At 75.1% G+C, this 15,302-nt stretch carries 16 protein-coding genes, 1 tRNA gene and 1 pseudogene; 13 read left to right on the forward strand and 5 right to left on the reverse strand.

Translation table 11 applies throughout. The annotated features are described in order from the left end of the window. The first annotated feature begins 19 nt into the window (after positions 1-19). The 5 genes from JD79_RS21890 to JD79_RS21910 all read left to right on the forward strand — a co-directional run bounded on the left by JD79_RS21890 (position 20) and on the right by JD79_RS21910 (position 6,121). Positions 20-1,060: a mechanosensitive ion channel family protein gene (locus JD79_RS21890; protein WP_245900285.1), complete on the forward strand. Its 1,041-nt coding sequence runs from the start codon at positions 20-22 to the stop codon at positions 1,058-1,060. Beyond that, positions 1,057-2,364, forward strand: a complete 1,308-nt coding sequence (locus JD79_RS21895) for an MFS transporter (RefSeq protein WP_110007230.1) — start codon at positions 1,057-1,059, stop codon at positions 2,362-2,364. The genes JD79_RS21890 and JD79_RS21895 overlap by 4 nt, the downstream gene beginning before the upstream one ends. Continuing rightward, on the forward strand, positions 2,361-2,759 hold the full coding sequence (locus tag JD79_RS21900; RefSeq protein WP_110007231.1) for a globin: 399 nt from the start codon (positions 2,361-2,363) through the stop codon (positions 2,757-2,759). Before JD79_RS21895 ends, JD79_RS21900 begins: the two co-directional genes overlap by 4 nt. 84 nt (positions 2,760-2,843) lie before the next feature. Beyond that, positions 2,844-4,436, forward strand: coding sequence for a glycoside hydrolase family 13 protein (locus JD79_RS21905; RefSeq protein WP_110007232.1), 1,593 nt, complete (start codon positions 2,844-2,846; stop codon positions 4,434-4,436). Between the two features lie 149 nt (positions 4,437-4,585). Then, positions 4,586-6,121, forward strand: coding sequence for an ATP-binding cassette domain-containing protein (locus tag JD79_RS21910; protein ID WP_110007233.1), 1,536 nt, complete (start codon positions 4,586-4,588; stop codon positions 6,119-6,121). 119 nt (positions 6,122-6,240) lie between these two features. Here the strand turns inward: JD79_RS21910 and JD79_RS21915 are convergent, their stop codons facing one another. Beyond that, on the reverse strand, positions 6,241-6,609 hold the full coding sequence (locus tag JD79_RS21915; RefSeq protein WP_110007234.1) for a hypothetical protein: 369 nt from the start codon (positions 6,607-6,609) through the stop codon (positions 6,241-6,243). Positions 6,610-7,141: 532 nt separating this feature from the next. Here JD79_RS21915 and JD79_RS21920 point away from each other — a divergent pair. The 5 genes and pseudogenes from JD79_RS21920 (at position 7,142) to JD79_RS21935 (ending at position 9,621) form a co-directional block, all read left to right on the forward strand. Then, complete coding sequence (locus JD79_RS21920; RefSeq protein ID WP_110007235.1) at positions 7,142-7,705, forward strand: biotin transporter BioY; 564 nt, start codon at positions 7,142-7,144, stop codon at positions 7,703-7,705. Next, positions 7,702-8,442, forward strand: a complete 741-nt coding sequence (locus tag JD79_RS21925; protein ID WP_110007236.1) for an energy-coupling factor ABC transporter ATP-binding protein — start codon at positions 7,702-7,704, stop codon at positions 8,440-8,442. The genes JD79_RS21920 and JD79_RS21925 overlap by 4 nt, the downstream gene beginning before the upstream one ends. Continuing rightward, a pseudogene (locus JD79_RS21930) lies at positions 8,439-8,882 on the forward strand (energy-coupling factor transporter transmembrane component T family protein); the annotation flags it as partial. The gene JD79_RS21925 and the pseudogene JD79_RS21930, both read left to right, overlap by 4 nt. 68 nt (positions 8,883-8,950) lie before the next feature. Continuing rightward, a complete protein-coding gene (locus JD79_RS24095; protein ID WP_245900286.1) occupies positions 8,951-9,100 on the forward strand; it encodes an energy-coupling factor transporter transmembrane protein EcfT in 150 nt (49 codons plus the stop codon). Then, positions 9,097-9,621, forward strand: coding sequence for an MOSC domain-containing protein (locus JD79_RS21935; protein WP_110007237.1), 525 nt, complete (start codon positions 9,097-9,099; stop codon positions 9,619-9,621). Before JD79_RS24095 ends, JD79_RS21935 begins: the two co-directional genes overlap by 4 nt. A 7-nt stretch (positions 9,622-9,628) precedes the next feature. On the opposite strand, the gene JD79_RS21940 is transcribed toward JD79_RS21935, so the two are convergent. Beyond that, entirely contained in the window at positions 9,629-10,741 is a 1,113-nt protein-coding gene (locus tag JD79_RS21940; RefSeq protein WP_110007238.1) for a class I SAM-dependent methyltransferase, read from the reverse strand. A 119-nt stretch (positions 10,742-10,860) separates the two neighbouring features. On the opposite strand from JD79_RS21940, the gene JD79_RS21945 reads away from it, so the two are divergent. Further along, entirely contained in the window at positions 10,861-11,304 is a 444-nt protein-coding gene (locus JD79_RS21945; RefSeq protein ID WP_110007239.1) for a YccF domain-containing protein, read from the forward strand. 3 nt (positions 11,305-11,307) lie between these two features. Here JD79_RS21945 and JD79_RS21950 read toward each other — a convergent pair whose 3' ends face one another. Continuing rightward, the gene (locus tag JD79_RS21950; RefSeq protein ID WP_245900287.1) at positions 11,308-11,709 is read right to left on the reverse strand and encodes an acyl-CoA thioesterase; all 402 of its coding nucleotides are present in this window, start codon (positions 11,707-11,709) and stop codon (positions 11,308-11,310) included. A 91-nt stretch (positions 11,710-11,800) separates the two neighbouring features. Here JD79_RS21950 and JD79_RS21955 point away from each other — a divergent pair, with 91 nt between their 5' ends. Beyond that, positions 11,801-12,229, forward strand: coding sequence for a protein-tyrosine phosphatase family protein (locus JD79_RS21955; RefSeq protein WP_110007241.1), 429 nt, complete (start codon positions 11,801-11,803; stop codon positions 12,227-12,229). Positions 12,230-12,310: 81 nt separating this feature from the next. Here the strand turns inward: JD79_RS21955 and ettA are convergent, their stop codons facing one another. Both ettA and JD79_RS21965 read right to left on the reverse strand, forming a co-directional pair. Beyond that, complete coding sequence (gene ettA, locus JD79_RS21960) at positions 12,311-13,981, reverse strand: energy-dependent translational throttle protein EttA (RefSeq protein WP_110007242.1); 1,671 nt, start codon at positions 13,979-13,981, stop codon at positions 12,311-12,313. A gap of 117 nt (positions 13,982-14,098) precedes the next feature. Then, on the reverse strand, positions 14,099-14,644 hold the full coding sequence (locus JD79_RS21965) for a single-stranded DNA-binding protein (RefSeq protein ID WP_170149310.1): 546 nt from the start codon (positions 14,642-14,644) through the stop codon (positions 14,099-14,101). Between the two features lie 181 nt (positions 14,645-14,825). Between JD79_RS21965 and JD79_RS21970 the strand changes: the two genes are divergently transcribed. Further along, positions 14,826-14,898: transfer RNA gene (locus tag JD79_RS21970), tRNA-Arg, on the forward strand. Positions 14,899-15,302 lie beyond the last annotated feature (404 nt).

Here is a 15,302-nt window from a genome sequence, read left to right on the forward strand (position 1 = left end):
GACTGCTCCACCCTCCGTAGTGACAGCCGCCGCCGACACCGGCCTCGGCGGCGCCGCCCCCGCCTGCCTGTCGGACCCGACCACCCTGTGCGCCAAGGTCTACGAGCTGTCCGGCGTCGGGTGGCTGGCCACCAACGCCGAGGCGCTGATCGAGAAGCCGGCGAAGATCCTGCTGGTCGTCGTCGTGGCCTTCGTCGTCCGGCTGCTGCTGCACCGGGCGATCCGGCGGCTCACCGACCGCACCGCGACCGGCTCGATGCCGACGATCCTCCGGCCGTGGCGCAACCGGGCCCGGGCCGCCGACCCCGACGGCGTGGAGACGATCGCCCAGCGGCGCACGCAGCGGGCCGAGGCGATCGGGTCGGTGCTGCGCAGCATCGCGTCGTTCGTCGTCATGGGCATCGCCGTCGTGCTCGTGCTCGGCGAGCTCGGGGTCAACCTCGCGCCGATCATCGCCAGCGCCGGCGTCGTCGGCGTCGCCCTCGGCTTCGGCGCGCAGAACCTGGTCAAGGACTTCATCGCCGGGATCGGGATCATCCTGGAGGACCAGTACGGCGTCGGCGACGTCGTCGACCTGGGCGAGGCCAGCGGCACCGTCGAGGCGGTGGGCCTGCGGATCACCCGGCTGCGCGACGTCAACGGCGTCGTCTGGTACGCCCGCAACGGCGAGATCCTGCGGGTCGGCAACAAGAGCCAGGGCTACGCGCAGGTGGTCATCGACATGCCCGTCGCGCACGACACCGACCTCGAGCGCTGCCGCCGGGTCATGCAGGAGGTGGCCGACGCCCTCTACGCCGAGGAGGACTGGGCGGGGGTCCTGCTGGCCGAGCCGGAGTCCCTGGGGGTCGAGCTGATCACCGCCGAGGGCGTCGCCATGCGGGTGCAGGTGCGCACCACCAACGCCGACCAGTGGCGGGTCGGGCGCGAGCTGCGGATGCGGCTGAAGGAGCGCTTCGCGGTCGAGGGCATCCGGACGCCGCCCCCGCTGGTCGGCGCGGTCAGCGGCGCGGCGGTCAACGGCGCGGCGGCCAACGGCGCGACGGCCAACGGCGCGCGATGAGCCGTGCGGCGACCCCGGGCGGGGCTCCTCGCCCGGCGACCTTCCGGGACGTCTTCGCCGTCCGCGAGTTCCGCCCGCTCTTCGGCACCTACACGCTGTCGACCGTCGGCGACGAGCTCGCCCGGGTCGCCCTGACCGTCCTCGTCTACCAGCGCACCGACTCACCGCTGCTGGCCGCGTTCACCTTCGCGCTGGGCTTCCTCCCGTGGGCGCTCGGCGGGCCGGTGCTCGCCACGATCGCCGACCGCTTCCCGCGGCACCGGGTCCTCATCGCCAGCGACGTGGTCCGCGCCGTCCTGGTCGCCGGGATGGCCGTCCCCGGGACGCCCCTGGCCGTGCTGCTGGCGCTGCTGTTGCTGGTCTCGCTGTGCGCACCGCCGTTCGAGTCGGCCCGCTCGGCGCTCATGGCCGACGTCCTGGAGGGCGAGCGGTACGCCGTCGCCACCTCGCTGACCAACGTCAGCCTGCAGATGGCCCAGGTCGTCGGGTTCCTCGCCGCGGGCGGGCTGGTCACCGTGCTCAGCCCCTCCGTCGTGCTGCTCGCCGACGCGGCCACCTTCGCCGTCTCCGCCGTCTGGCTCACCGCCGGGCTGCAGCGCAGGCCCGCGCCCACCGACGGCGTTCCCGAGCCGTCGTCGGTGTGGCGGGAGGCCGGCGAGGGGCTGCGGCTGATCGGCGGCAGCCCGCGGCTGCTGGCGATCATCGCGCTCCTGTGGATCGGCACCCTGTTCACCAACGCCGCCGAGGGCATCGCCGCCCCGCTCACCGACGAGATCGGCGAGCGGGCCGTCCAGGTCGGCGTGCTGCTCGCCGCCCAGCCCCTCGGGATGACCGTCGGCGGCCTGGTGCTCGCCCGGTTGCTGGGGACGGCGCGCAGCGACCGGCTGATGCCGCTGCTGGTGGGCCTGTCGCTGGGGCCGGTGCTGCTGGCCGGGCTGGTCGCCATGAGCGCCGGACCGGGGCGCGTCGCGTACGCGCTCGTCGTCGCGCTGATGTTCGTGTCCGGGCTCGGCGCCTCCTGGAGCATCCCGCTCAACGTGGCCTTCGTGCAGGCGGTGCCGCCGGCCTTCCGCGGACGCGCCTTCGGCGTCGCGGTCAGCGGGCTCTACGGCATCCAGGGCGTCGGTGCCCTGGCGGCCGGGCTGGCCGCGGAGGGGCTGGCGCCGAGCGCCGTCGTCGCGCTGGCCGGCGGGATCGGCCTGGTCGCGGTCGTGCCGCCGCTGCTCGCCTACGGGCGGACGAGGGTCGCCTCTGGGGGCGACGTGGCGCAGGACCGCCCGGCTGCGGGACCATCGGTGTCATGAGCGAGGCGAGCCGGTCCCTGCCCTCGGCGCGGACCTTCTACGACGAGGTCGGCGGCGAGCCGACCTTCCGTCGGCTCGTCGCCCGCTTCTACGCCGGCGTCAGGGCCGACCCGGTGCTCGCGCCGCTCTACCCGCAGGACGACTGGGAGGGCGCCGAGACCCGCCTGCGCCGCTTCCTCGAGCAGTACTGGGGCGGCCCGACCACGTACTCGCAGGAGCGCGGGCACCCGCGCCTGCGGATGCGGCACGCCCCCTTCGCGATCGGCGAGGCCGAGCGCGACGCGTGGCTGCGGCACATGCGCGACGCCGTCGACAGCCTCGAGCTCCCCGCCGAGCAGGACGACACCCTGTGGGCCTACCTGACGATGGCCGCCCGCAGCATGCAGAACCGGTAAGGACCCCCTGAAGGACCCCTCGCCCCCCGCCACTCGCACGCTCGTGGCGGGCCCCTGCGAGGGGCCACCGAGACAAGGAGCCCGGTGAGTTCCCTCACCCCTGTCCGCCCGTTCCGCCGCACCGACGCCGACTGGTGGCGGGACGCGGTCTTCTACCAGGTCTACATCCGCAGCTTCGCCGACGGCAGCGGCGACGGCGTCGGCGACCTCGCCGGCATCCGCGCCCGCCTGCCGCACCTGGTCGACCTCGGCGTCGACGCGCTGTGGATCACGCCCTTCTACCCCTCCCCCATGGCCGACCACGGCTACGACGTCGCCGACCCGCGCGACGTCGAGCCGGTCTTCGGCGACCTCGCCGGGTTCGACGCGCTGCTGGCCGAGGCGCACGCCGCCGGCATCCGGGTGACCGTCGACCTGGTGCCCAACCACACCTCCGACCGGCACGCGTGGTTCGCCGAGGCGCTGGCCTCCCCGCCCGGCTCGGCCGCCCGCGCCCGGTACCTGTTCCGCGACGGCCGCGGGCCCGGCGGCGCCGAGCCGCCCAACAACTGGCCCTCGGTCTTCGGCGGCCCGGCGTGGACCCGGGTGCCCGACGGCCAGTGGTACCTGCACCTCTTCGCCCCCGAGCAGCCCGACCTCGACTTCACGAACCCCGAGGTCCTCGACGACCTCGAGACGACGATGCGCTTCTGGCTCGACCGCGGCGTCGACGGTTTCCGCATCGACGTCGCGCACGGCATGGCCAAGCCCGAGGGCCTGCCGGACATGCAGCCGATGGAGGACACCGGCCTGCTCGCCGACCACGGCCCCGGGGACCTGCGCTTCGACTCCGACGGCGTCCACGAGGTGCACCGGCGGGTGCGCGCGGTGCTCGACGCGCACCCCGGCTCGATGGCCGTCGGCGAGGTCTGGGTGTCCGACGACGACCGGCTGGCGCGCTACCTGCGCCCCGACGAGCTGCAGCTGGCGTTCAACTTCAAGCTGCTGACCGCCGAGTGGACCGTCGAGGACCTGCGCGACGCCGTCGTCCACTCGCTGGCCACCGTCGCCGACGTGCCGGCGCCGGCCTGCTGGGTGCTGTCCAACCACGACCGGCCCCGGCACGTCACCCGCTACGGCGGCGGCGAGCTCGGCACCCGGCGGGCGCGCGCGGCGGCGCTGCTGCAGCTCGCCCTCCCCGGAGCCGCCTACGTCTACAACGGCGACGAGCTCGGCATGCCCGACGTCGACCTGCCCGACGACGCCCTGCAGGACCCGATCTGGGAGCGCTCCGGGCACACCGAGCGCGGCCGCGACGCCTGCCGGATCCCGGTGCCGTGGTCGGGCGACGCTCCCTCCTACGGCTTCTCCGCGCGGCAGGAGACCTGGCTGCCGATGCCCGGGGGCTGGGGGCCGCTGACCGCCGAGGCGCAGGCCGCCGACCCGTCGTCGACCCTGTCCCTGTACCGGGCCGCGCTCGCCCTGCGGGCCTCCTCGCCGGCGTTCTCCGGCGAGTCGCTGGAGTGGCTGCCGGCCCCGGAGGGGTGCCTGGCCTTCCGCCGTCCCGGCGGCCTGGTGTGCCTGCTCAACCTCTCGCGCGAGGCCGTCCCGCTGCCCGAGGGACGGGTCCTGCTGGCCAGCGACGACGTCGCCGGCGGAGCCCTCCCCGTCGACGCGGCGGTGTGGCTGCAGGCGTAGTCGCGGCGGCTCCGGCGTCCCCGCGTTCGGGAGGCGCCGGGACCCAGCGCGGGTAGCATCCGTTCCGTAACGAGGCGTCACGGGGGACGCTCCACACGGTCGACCGACCCGCCGTCGGGGACCCACTCTCCGGGGAGGCTCGCCCGCCCATGGCGCTGCTGCAGGTCGAGGGGCTGACGAAGTCGTTCGGGGCCCGGCGCGTCCTGCGGGACGTCTCCTTCGCCCTCGACGAGGGCGAGATCGTCGGGCTGGTCGGCACCAACGGCGCGGGCAAGTCGACGCTCGGGGACATCGTGGCCGGCATCACCGCGGCCGACTCCGGGCTCATGGCGCTGCAGGGCCACCCGTACGCGCCGCTGTCGACGGAGGACGCCCGCCACCTCGGGGTCGGCGTCGTCGAGCAGCTCGTCCACATCGACCCGGGCCTGACCGTCGCGCAGGCGGTCTTCCGCGGCACGGCGCAGGCCGGGCGGCCGCAGGAGGAGCTGCGCCGGCAGGCCCAGGTGCTCCTCGCCGAGGTGGCGCTCGACGTCGACCCGGACACGCTCGTCGGCGACCTGCCGCACTTCGTGCACGGCCTGGTCGAGACCGCCCGCGTGCTCGCCGAGGACACCCGCCTGGTCGTGCTCGACGAGGTGTCCGCGCCGCTGCTGCCCTCGGAGGTCACCAGCCTGCACTCCGTCGCCGGGCGGCTGAGCCGCCAGGGCCGCGGCGTGCTCTACATCAGCCACCGGCTGCCCGAGATGCTCGAGGTGGTCGACCGGGTGCTGGTGCTGCGCGACGGCCGGATCGCCCTCGACTGCCCGAGCGCGCAGATGGACCCCGTCCGGCTGGCCGCGGAGACCGTGGGCGAGCCGGTGACGCCCCCGCCGCCGCGGGTCGCGTCGGTCCCCGCACCCGTGCAGGCCGACGCCGCCCCGGCGCGCACCACGCCGCGGCCGGCCGCCTCCGACGAGGTCGCGCTGCGGGTCCGCAACCTGCGGGTGCCCGGCGCGGTCGAGGGCGTCGACCTGCTGCTGCGCCGCGGCGAGGTGATCGGGCTGACCGGGCACCGCTCCTCCGGGGTCCGCGAGATCGCCGGCGCCCTGTCCGGCGAGCTGCCGGCCATCACCGACGAGCTCCTGCTGCACGGCGAGCAGCGCTCGCTCGGGTGCACCGACGACGGCTCGCTCGCGCTGCCGGTGTACCGCCCCGACGAGGACGCCTACGGGGTCGACCCCGGCGAGACGATCGCCCGCACCCTCACCCAGGAGGCCTGGGGCACGCTCACCGACCTGCGCCGGGAGATCGCCACGCTGCGTGGCGTCATCCGCACCGTGCACCAGATGGACGTCAAGACGATGAGCATCCGCACCGTCTTCGGCGCGCTGTCCGGCGGGGACCAGCACAAGCTCGCGCTCGCCCGGTGGATGTCGTCCTCACCGCGCGACGTCGTCGTCCTGCACGAGCCCACCCGCGGCCTGGACGTCCGGGCCCGCCGGCAGGTCCGCCGCATGCTCGACGAGGCGACGGAGCACGGGACCTCGGTCGTCGTGGTCTCGGTGGACCCCGACGAGCTGGCCGAGTGCTGCGACCGCGTCGGCATCGTGGCCGACGGCCGGGTGGCGCGGTGGATCGACACCGGCGAGCTCGCCGTCGACGCGGTGCGCGAGCGCATCGTCGAGGCCGCCACCGCGGCTGCCTGACGAAGGACCCCGTCCTCCCCACCCTTCGCGAGCTCAGGGCGGGACCCGGGACGGGGCCGGGCCGGCACCCTCCCCGACCCCCGTCCGGGTCGGGTGCCGGCCCGCCTGTCCGCGCGGCGTCAGACGGCGACGGTGCTGGCGACCGCCCGCAGCTTGTGCCGCGCGAGCGCCAGGTTGGCGGTCACGCGGTTGAGCACGAGGTAGATGAACAGGCCGGAGTTGCCCTGGCCCTTGAGCACGTTGATCAGGTGGTACTGGCTGCCCAGCGTGATGAGGATGTCCTCGACCTCGTCCTTGAGCTCGAGGTCGCTGATCGTGCGCAGCTTGGCGCGCACCACGTTGGAGTTGCCTGCGGCCGCCACGTTGAGGTCGAAGCCGGGGGTGCCGCCGGCCGCGAGGGCCATGCCGCTGTCGATGTCCACGATCGCGGCGCCGTTGGCGCCCTCGATCGCGAGCAGGTCGGCGATCACGTTGTCGAGCGTTGCCACGGATGGGGCTCCTGTCGTCTCGAGAGGGGGACGCAGCGGGGTGCTGCGCACCGGGTCGGGAGACCCGGCTCGGCCGGAGGGACCGGACGTCTGCTGAGGCAGGGCGCCGGCGGGCGCAGGGGCCGCCGGAACGTCCTGCGCGCTCCCGGCCGGCGCCGGGTGCGGAGCCCGCGGCGGGACCGCGTGGTGGTCGACGGCGGACTGCGGGGCGGGGCGGGCCGGTGCTCCGGCGCCCGCGGCCGCTCCCGGAGGAGCTCCTGCGGCTCGTGGCGCCCCCACTGCCACAGCGACGCCCACCACCCGGTTGCCATGCTCCCGTCCCGCCCTGTTCCCGCGTCCGCCGACGGCCTCAGCGACCCCAGACAACACGGCCCCGGCAGGCCCGGCAAACCGGCGGGCGTCTCTGCAGGTGAGCGCGCCGACACCGTCGGCAACCGTCGGGAGAGGCCACCGGGCCCCCTCCCCCGGCCGCTCCGGTACCTTCCGCGGGAACCGCGCGGGCCCGCCCCGCCGCCTCTCGCAAGGAGTCACCGTGAAGACCCGGGACCTCGCCTACGTCGCCCTCTTCGCCGCCGTCATCGCGGTGCTGGGGACCCTGCCGGCGATCACCGTCGGGGCCGTGCCGATCACCGCCCAGACCCTCGGTGTGATGCTGGCCGGCAGCGTCCTGGGCGCCCGCCGGGGCTCCCTCGCCGTGCTGCTGTTCCTCGTCCTGGTGGCCGTGGGGTTGCCGCTGCTGGCCAGCGGTGCCGGGGGCCTGGCCCCGTTCGTCGGCGCCTCGGCCGGCTACCTCTACAGCTGGCCGCTGGCCGCGTTCGTCATCGGCTGGCTGACCGAGCGCTCGTGGGACCGCTACGACGTGCTGCGCGGCACCCTGGTCAACGTCGTCGGCGGCATCGTCGTCGTCTACGCGATCGGCGTCCCGGTGCTGAAGGCGGTCGCGGGCCTGGACTGGGGCACCGCGTTGTGGACCGGCGCCGCCGTGTTCCTCCCCGGCGACCTGTTCAAGGCCGTCGTCGCGGCGGCCATCGCCGACGTCGTCCGGCGCAGCTACCCGGTCATCGACCGTCCCCGCCGGGCCGCCGGCAGCCGGTGAGGTTCCGCCGTCCCGGTCCGGCGCCCGCCGCGGACGACGTCGCGGACCCGGGGCGCGGCATCGAGCTGCGCGGGGTCTCCCACCGCTACGGCGACCGGCCGGTCCTCGACGGCCTCGACCTGACCCTGACCGAGGCGCGGATCGGCGTCGTCGGCGCCAACGGGTCGGGCAAGAGCACCGTCGCCCGGCTGCTCAACGGCCTGGTCGTGCCGTCGGAGGGGCGCGTGCTCGTCGACGGGCTGGACACCCGCACCCAGGTGCGCGCGGTGCGCCGCCGGGTCGGCTTCGTGTTCCAGGACCCCGACGCGCAGATCGTGCTGCCCACGGTGGCCGAGGACGTCGCCTACGGGCTGGAGAACCAGGGCGTGCCGCCGGACGAGCGGGCCGCCCGTGTCGCCGAGGTGCTGGAGCGCCACGGCCTCGCCGGGCACGCCGACCACCCCGCGCACCTGCTCTCCGGCGGGCAGAAGCAGCTCCTGGCGATCGCCGGCGTGCTGGTCATGCGCCCGGCCCGGATCGTGTTCGACGAGCCGACGACGCTGCTGGACCTGGTCAACGCCCGCCGGGTCGCCGAGCTGATCGCCGGGCTCGAGCAGCAGGTCGTCGTCGTGACCCACCAGCTGGACCTGCTCGACGGCTTCGACCGGGTGCTGGTCGTCGACCGCGGGCGCGTCGTCGAGGACGCGCCCCCCGGGCCGGCCGTGGCCGCCTACCGCGCGCTGATGACCGACCGGTGACCCTCGCGCTGTACGTCCCGCGGGCCAGCGTCGTCCACCGGCTGCCGGCGGGCGCCAAGCTGCTCGCGCTCGCCGTCCTCGCCGTCGCGCTGTTCGTGCTGCCCACCCTGACCGCGGCCGGTGCGGCGCTGCTCGCGACGGTGGCCGTGGGGCTGCTCGTCGCCCGGCTGCCGGTGGCGGTGCTGGCGCGGCAGACCCGCGCCGTGGCCTGGTGGCTGGCGGCGCTGCTCGTCGTCCACGCGCTGACCACGGACCTGCGGACCGGCGCGCACGTGGCGCTGCGGCTGCTCACGCTGGTCGTGGCCGCGGCCGTGGTGACGGCGACGACGCGGGTGAGCGCGATGGTCGCGGTGGTCGAGTGGCTGTGCGCCCCGCTGCGGCTGGTCGGCGTCCGTCCGGCGCGCGTGGGCCTGGCGCTCACCATGGCACTGCGGTTCATCCCGGTCCTGGTGGAGCGTGCCGACCGGATCCGCGCGGCCCAGGCGGCCCGCGGCGGGTCCCCCGCGGCGTGCGCGCGCTGCGGACGACGGTCGCCCCCCTGCTGGTGCAGGTGCTGCAGATGGCCCACGACGTCAGCGAGGCGCTCGACGCCCGCGGCGCCGACGACGTCCCGCCCCCGCGCCGCCGGCGCTCCCCCACCCCGGAGGTCCCGCGATGACCGTCGTCCAGATCTGGCTGACCCCGACCGCCGCCGCGCCGATGCGGCGGGTGCCGTCGGCACGGCTGGTCGCCGGGCGCGGGCTGGAGGGCGACCGCTACGCCCTCGGCGGCGGTACCTGGGCGCAGTACCCCGACCTGGAGAAGCAGCTGACGCTGATCGACGGCGCCGACGTCGCGGCGGTCGCGGCCGAGGCCGGCGTGCCCCTGACGCCGGGCGACACCCGCCGCAACCTGGTGACCGACGGCGTCGACCTGCCCGCGCTGGTCGGCCGCTGGTTCGCCGTCGGCGACGCGCTGCTGTTCGGGATGAAGCGCTGCCCGCCGTGCACCCACCTCGAGCGGCTCACCGGCGCCCGGCTGGTCAAGGCGATGGTGCACCGCGGCGGCATCAACGCCGCGGTGTTCGCCGGCGGGGAGGTCGCCGAGGGCGCCGTCGTGCGGGCGGTGTCCGAGGAGGAGGCCGCCCGCCGCGGGGCTCCGACCGGCGCCGACCGGCCGGTGCCCCGCGTCGTGGGCTGACCCGCGCTCAGCCCACGAGGCGGTAGAAGCGGAGGAAGTCGTCGGCGACGTCGAGGACCTCGACGTCGGCGAACCCCGCCTCCCGCGCGTAGCGGCGCAGCGTGTCCGGGCGCATGACCGTCCCGGTGGCCGCCGACGGCCGGGAGCTGAGGCCGTCGGCCAGGCAGCAGGCGAGGCTGTAGCCGTACATCAGGCGCTCCACCTCGTCGCCGGGGGCGGTGAACCGCTCGGCGACCCGCTCGTCCACGACCAGGACGGTGCCGCCGGGGCGGACCAGGCGGCGCATGGCGGCCAGCACCGACACCGGGTCGGACAGGTCGTGGATGCACTCGAACGCCGTCACCAGGTCGTAGCCGGCGGCGTCGTCCACCGTCGCGGCGTCGGCGAGGTGGTGGTGCACCCGGTCGGCGACCCCGGCCTCGGCGGCGTTGCGGCGGGCCGCCTCCACCGAGGGCGCGTCGACGTCGTACCCGTCGACGGTCGCCGCCGGGTAGGCCAGCGCGATGCCGACCGACGACCACCCGTGGCCGCAGCCCACGTCGGCGACCCGGCCGCCGCGCCGCAGGGCCGCGTCGACGTCGGGGATCGACGGGAGGTGGGTGCTGCCCAGGCGGCCCAGGAACAGCGGGCGGTTGGCCGCGGCCTGCGCCTCGCGCACCTCGCTGCCCTGCTGCGCCCACGAGACGCCGCCGCCGGTGCGGTGCGCCTCGGCCAGCGCGTCGACCTGCCGGCCGGCCGCGACCACGAACCGGACCAGGGGCACCAGGTGGTCGCTGCTGAGGACGTCGAGCAGGGGCGCCTCGTGCCCGCGGGGCAGCGTGAAGCGGCGGGCGAGGGCGTCCCCGGGGGCGGTGGGGTCGTCCTCGGCGGTGAGGATGCCGGTGACGGCCTGCTGCTCGAGCCACTCGCGGACGTAGCGCTCGGCGGTCCCGGTGCGCTCGGCCACCTCGGCCGACGTCGACGCGCCGTGCCCGGCGAGGTCGCGGTAGTAGCCCAGGCGGTCACCGAGGTAGACGGCCTGCGCGTCGAGGGCGGCGAGCACGGTGTCGAACAGGCGCCCGGCGAGGGCCTCGGTGGCGGCGGGGTCGTCCGTGCCGGGTGCGCGGGTGTCGCTGCTCATCGCGGTCCTGCTCCTCTCGGGTCGCCGCCGGCGGGTCGGCCGACCGCGCCGGCGCGGCCGATCCTGGCCCGGCCGGCCGTGCCGTGGAACCCGGCGGCGCCGCGGTCCGTGGTCTGGACGTGGACACCCTCCGGACACTGCTCAACCTGGTCTGGCTCGTGCTGCACGGCTGGCTGCTCGCGCTGGCCTACGCGCTCGCCGGTGTGCTGGCCTGCCTGCTGGTGGTGACCATCCCGTTCGGCATCGCCGCGTTCCGGCTGGCCGGCTTCGTCGTCTGGCCGTTCGGGCGGACGACGGTGCGGGCCCCCGGCGCGGGCGTCGCCTCGGCGCTGGGCAACCTGGTGTGGTTCCTCGTGGCCGGGTGGTGGCTGGCGCTGGTGCACGTGCTCGCCGGGATCGCGTTCTGCGTGACGATCGTCGGCATCCCGTTCGGGATCGCGTCGTTCAAGCTGGCCGCGGTCGGCCTGTTCCCGCTGGGCAAGCGGGTGGTCGAGACCGCTCCCCCGCGGGACTGGCTGCACGCCGGCAGCGGCGTGGTGCAGGGGGCGCCGGCCCGCTGGTGAGACTCAGCCGGCCGGCTCGTCGCCCCAGCGGGCGAGGAACTCCTTCTCGTCGGGGGTGAGCCGGCGCGGGCGGTCGATCGAGAAGTCGAAGGGCACCAGCAGCGTGCTGCCGGTGACCGCGAGGTTCTCGTGGTCGAACACCTCGTAGTGGCAGGTGAACGCCGCCGCCCGGATGCCGGAGACCCAGATCTGCACGTCCAGCGGGCGCGACGAGTAGACGACGGGCAGCTTGTAGGCGATCTCGTGGGCGGCGACGACCGTGCCGCGGCGCAGGCCCGTGCGCTCCTCCAGCGAGGCGCGCTCGAAGAACAGCGCCACCCGCGCCATCTCGAAGTACTGCAGGTACACCACGTTGTTGACGTGGCCGTAGGCGTCCATGTCCGACCAGCGCATGGGGACTGCCACCGTGTACCGCACGGTGCGACACCCTGCCGCACGCCGCCGGCGGCCGTCGACGCCGCCCCCTCCGCGACGCGCGGGCCCTACCGTGCGACGCGTGGACCCGTGGGACGAGGGCGCGCCCGGCGTCCTGGTGCTGCCGTCGGGACGCCGGGTCCGCGGCCGGGGCCTGCGGGCCGGGTCACCGGCCGGGCCGCTGCCGTCGTTCGGCGTCTACCTGCTGGGCCGGCCGCCGGGCCCCCTCGACTGGGAGAGCCGCTGGGTCCGGTGGCCGGACTTCCGGCTGCCTGCCTCGCCGTCGGACCTGCGGGCGGCCCTGGGTGAGGCCTGGGAACGGTCGCCCGGCGAACGGGTCGAGCTCGCCTGCGGCGGGGGCACCGGCCGCACCGGGACGGCGTTGGCGTGCCTGGCCGTCCTCGACGGCGTCCCCGCCGACGAGGCGGTCGCCTTCGTGCGCCGGCACTACCGGGCCCGTGCCGTGGAGACGCCGTGGCAGGCGCGCTTCGTCGCCCGGTTCGGTCCCTGAGACGCCGCCGGCCGGCCGGAGCGGGTGCTCCGGCCGGCCGGTGGTGACGTGCCCGGAACGGCCCCGCTGCGGGGTCCTCCGTCAGTCGCGGGTGAGCTTGCGGTAGGTCGCGCGGTGCGGGCGGGCGGCCTCCGGGCCGAGGCGATCGACCTTGTTCTTCTCGTAGTCGGCGAAGTTGCCCTCGAACCAGAACCACCTCGACTCGCCCTCGTAGGCGAGGATGTGGGTGGCCACGCGGTCGAGGAACCACCGGTCGTGGCTGACCACCACGGCGCAGCCGGGGAAGTCCAGCAGCGCACCCTCGAGACTGGTGAGGGTCTCGACGTCGAGGTCGTTGGTCGGCTCGTCGAGCAGCAGCAGGTTGCCGCCCTGCTTGAGGGTGAGCGCCAGGTTCAGCCGGTTGCGCTCACCGCCGGAGAGCACGCCGGCCGGCTTCTGCTGGTCGGGGCCCTTGAAGCCGAACGCGGCGACGTAGGCCCGCGAGGGCATCTCCACGTTGCCGACCTTGATGTGGTCGAGGCCGTCGGAGACGACGTCCCACAGCGTCTTCTTGGGGTCGATGCCGCTGCGGGTCTGCTCGACGTAGCTGACCTTGACCGTCTCGCCGACCTTGATCTCGCCGTCGTCGGGCTTCTCCTCGCCGACGAGCATCTTGAACAGCGTGGTCTTGCCCGCGCCGTTGGGGCCGACGACGCCGACGATGCCGTTGCGCGGCAGCGTGAAGGACAGGTCGTCGATGAGCAGCCGGTCGCCGAAGCCCTTGGTGAGGTCCCGGGTCTCGACGACGACGTTGCCCAGCCGCGGGCCCGGCGGGATCTGGATCTCCTCGAAGTCCAGCTTGCGGGTCTTCTCGGCCTCGGCGGCCATCTCCTCGTAGCGGGCCAGGCGGGCCTTGCTCTTGGCCTGGCGGGCCTTGGCGCCCGAGCGGACCCACTCCAGCTCCTCGGCCAGCCGCTTCTGCCGCTTGGCGTCCTTGGCGCCCTCGACCTTGAGCCGGGCGGCCTTGGTCTCCAGGTAGGTGGAGTAGTTGCCCTCGTAGGGGTAGGCCCGGCCGCGGTCGAGCTCGAGGATCCACTGGGCCACGTTGTCGAGGAAGTACCGGTCGTGGGTGACGGCGACGACGGTGCCGGCGTACTTCTCCAGGTGCTGCTCGAGCCACGCGACGCTCTCGGCGTCGAGGTGGTTGGTGGGCTCGTCGAGCAGCAGCAGGTCCGGCGCCTCGAGCAGCAGCTTGCACAGCGCGACGCGGCGGCGCTCACCACCGGAGAGGACGGTGACGTCGGCGTCGCCGGGCGGGCAGCGCAGCGCGTCCATGGCCTGCTCGATGCGTGCGTCGAGCTCCCAGCCGTCGTGGTTCTCGATGACCTCCATGAGCTCGCCCTGCTCGGTCAGCAGCGCGTCGAAGTCGGCGTCGGGCTCGCCCATCGCCGCGCTGACCTCCTCGAAGCGGGTCAGCGCGTCGCGCAGCGGCTTGACCGCCTCCTCGACGTTGCCGCGCACGTCGAGCTCCTCGTTGAGCGGCGGCTCCTGGAGCAGGATGCCGACCGTGGCGTCGGGCGCCAGCATCACGTCGCCGTTGGAGGGCTGCTGCATGCCGGCCATGATCTGGAGGACGGTCGACTTGCCGGCGCCGTTCGGGCCGACGACGCCGATCTTGGCGCCGGGCAGGAACGACAGGGTGACGTCGTCCAGGATGACCTTGTCGCCGTGCGCCTTGCGGGCACGGACCATGGTGTAGATGTACTGAGCCACTGGGCCTTCGAGCCTTCCGTCGGTGCGCGGTGTCGATGCGCGGAGAGGGGCGGGCCGGTGCGTGCGCCGGCCCGGCCCCGTGCGTCCTCGGTCCCGATCCTCCCAGTTGGCGGGCGGCTACCGCAGAGCCGGTTCCGGCTGGGCGTGCAGCGCCTCGTCGACTGCGCCGTCCAGGGCGCCGTCGAGCGCGCCGTCGGCCGGGGACGAGTCGGGGTCCAGCTCGTACAACGGCACACCGGTCCCGGGATAGTCCCGGTCCCCCGCGTCGGCCGGCGGCTCGTCCGCGAGCGGGGCGGCCGTCGCCGCCCGTTGCGTCTTGCGGAACTCCGCCGTGCCGCGGCTGAGGTCGAGCCCCACCGCCTGGGCGCGGAGCTTCGGCCGGCTGCGGCGGCCCTGGTCGGACTCCCACTCGTCGGTGCGCAGGACGCCGCGGACGATGACCGGGTCGCCCTTGCTGACGCTGTGCGAGACGTTGCCGCTGAGCTCGCCCCAGCACTCGACGTCGACGAAGAACCTCGCGCCGTCGACGAAGCCCTGCACGCTGCTGTCGTAGCGCCGCTCGGTGGAGGCGACGCGGAAGTTGGTGACGCTGCCGTTCTGCGTGCGGTTGCGGGTGGGCGCGGTGACGACGTTGCCGGTCACGGTGATCTCGGTGGTGCTCACGGTGCTCCTCGGGTCTGCGCTGGCCGGCACGGTGCCGGTCCGCCGTCGACCCTGGTGCCGCCGGCAGGTCCGCGGCGCCGCCACCGGCGACCTGTGGAGCGCGCGGCCCCTGTGGACGACGGGCTCCCGAGGTGTCACCCGGTCACCCCGCCGGCCGCGGAGGTGTCATCATCGCGGCCGAGCGCCCGTAGCTCAGCGGATAGAGCAGGTGCCTTCTAAGCACTTGGTCGCAGGTTCGAGTCCTGCCGGGCGCGCCCATGGCTCGCGTGCCGGACCTCGGCGGACCACGAGGGGCCGGCTGTCCACAGGGCGTCCGGCACCGGACAGCGGAGCTCGGCCTGGTGCCAGGCGCTGATCGACACCGCTCCCGGGGACCGCACCACCGTCAACGACCTCAGGGGACGCGACGACCAGCCGGAGCACAGCACCGTCGGCGAGCACGAGCCGGTTCGCGTCTGGAGCGACCCGGCCGGTCCAGCCTGATGGGGTGGTGCCGTCGGCAGGCCGGACCAGTGCCGGGCGGTTCGGCTGACTGGGAAGTCCGGACGAGGCGCGGTCGCTCCAGCAGACGATCGCCGAGCGGCGGCCGGCGCTCGGTGTCGGGCGATCCCGCAGTTCGGCGTGGAGGTGCGGGGTGCGGCACCGGTGGCTGCCGCGG

The sequence above is a fragment of the Geodermatophilus normandii genome, from assembly GCF_003182485.1.
GTDB classification, from domain to species: Bacteria; Actinomycetota; Actinomycetes; order Mycobacteriales; family Geodermatophilaceae; genus Geodermatophilus; species Geodermatophilus normandii.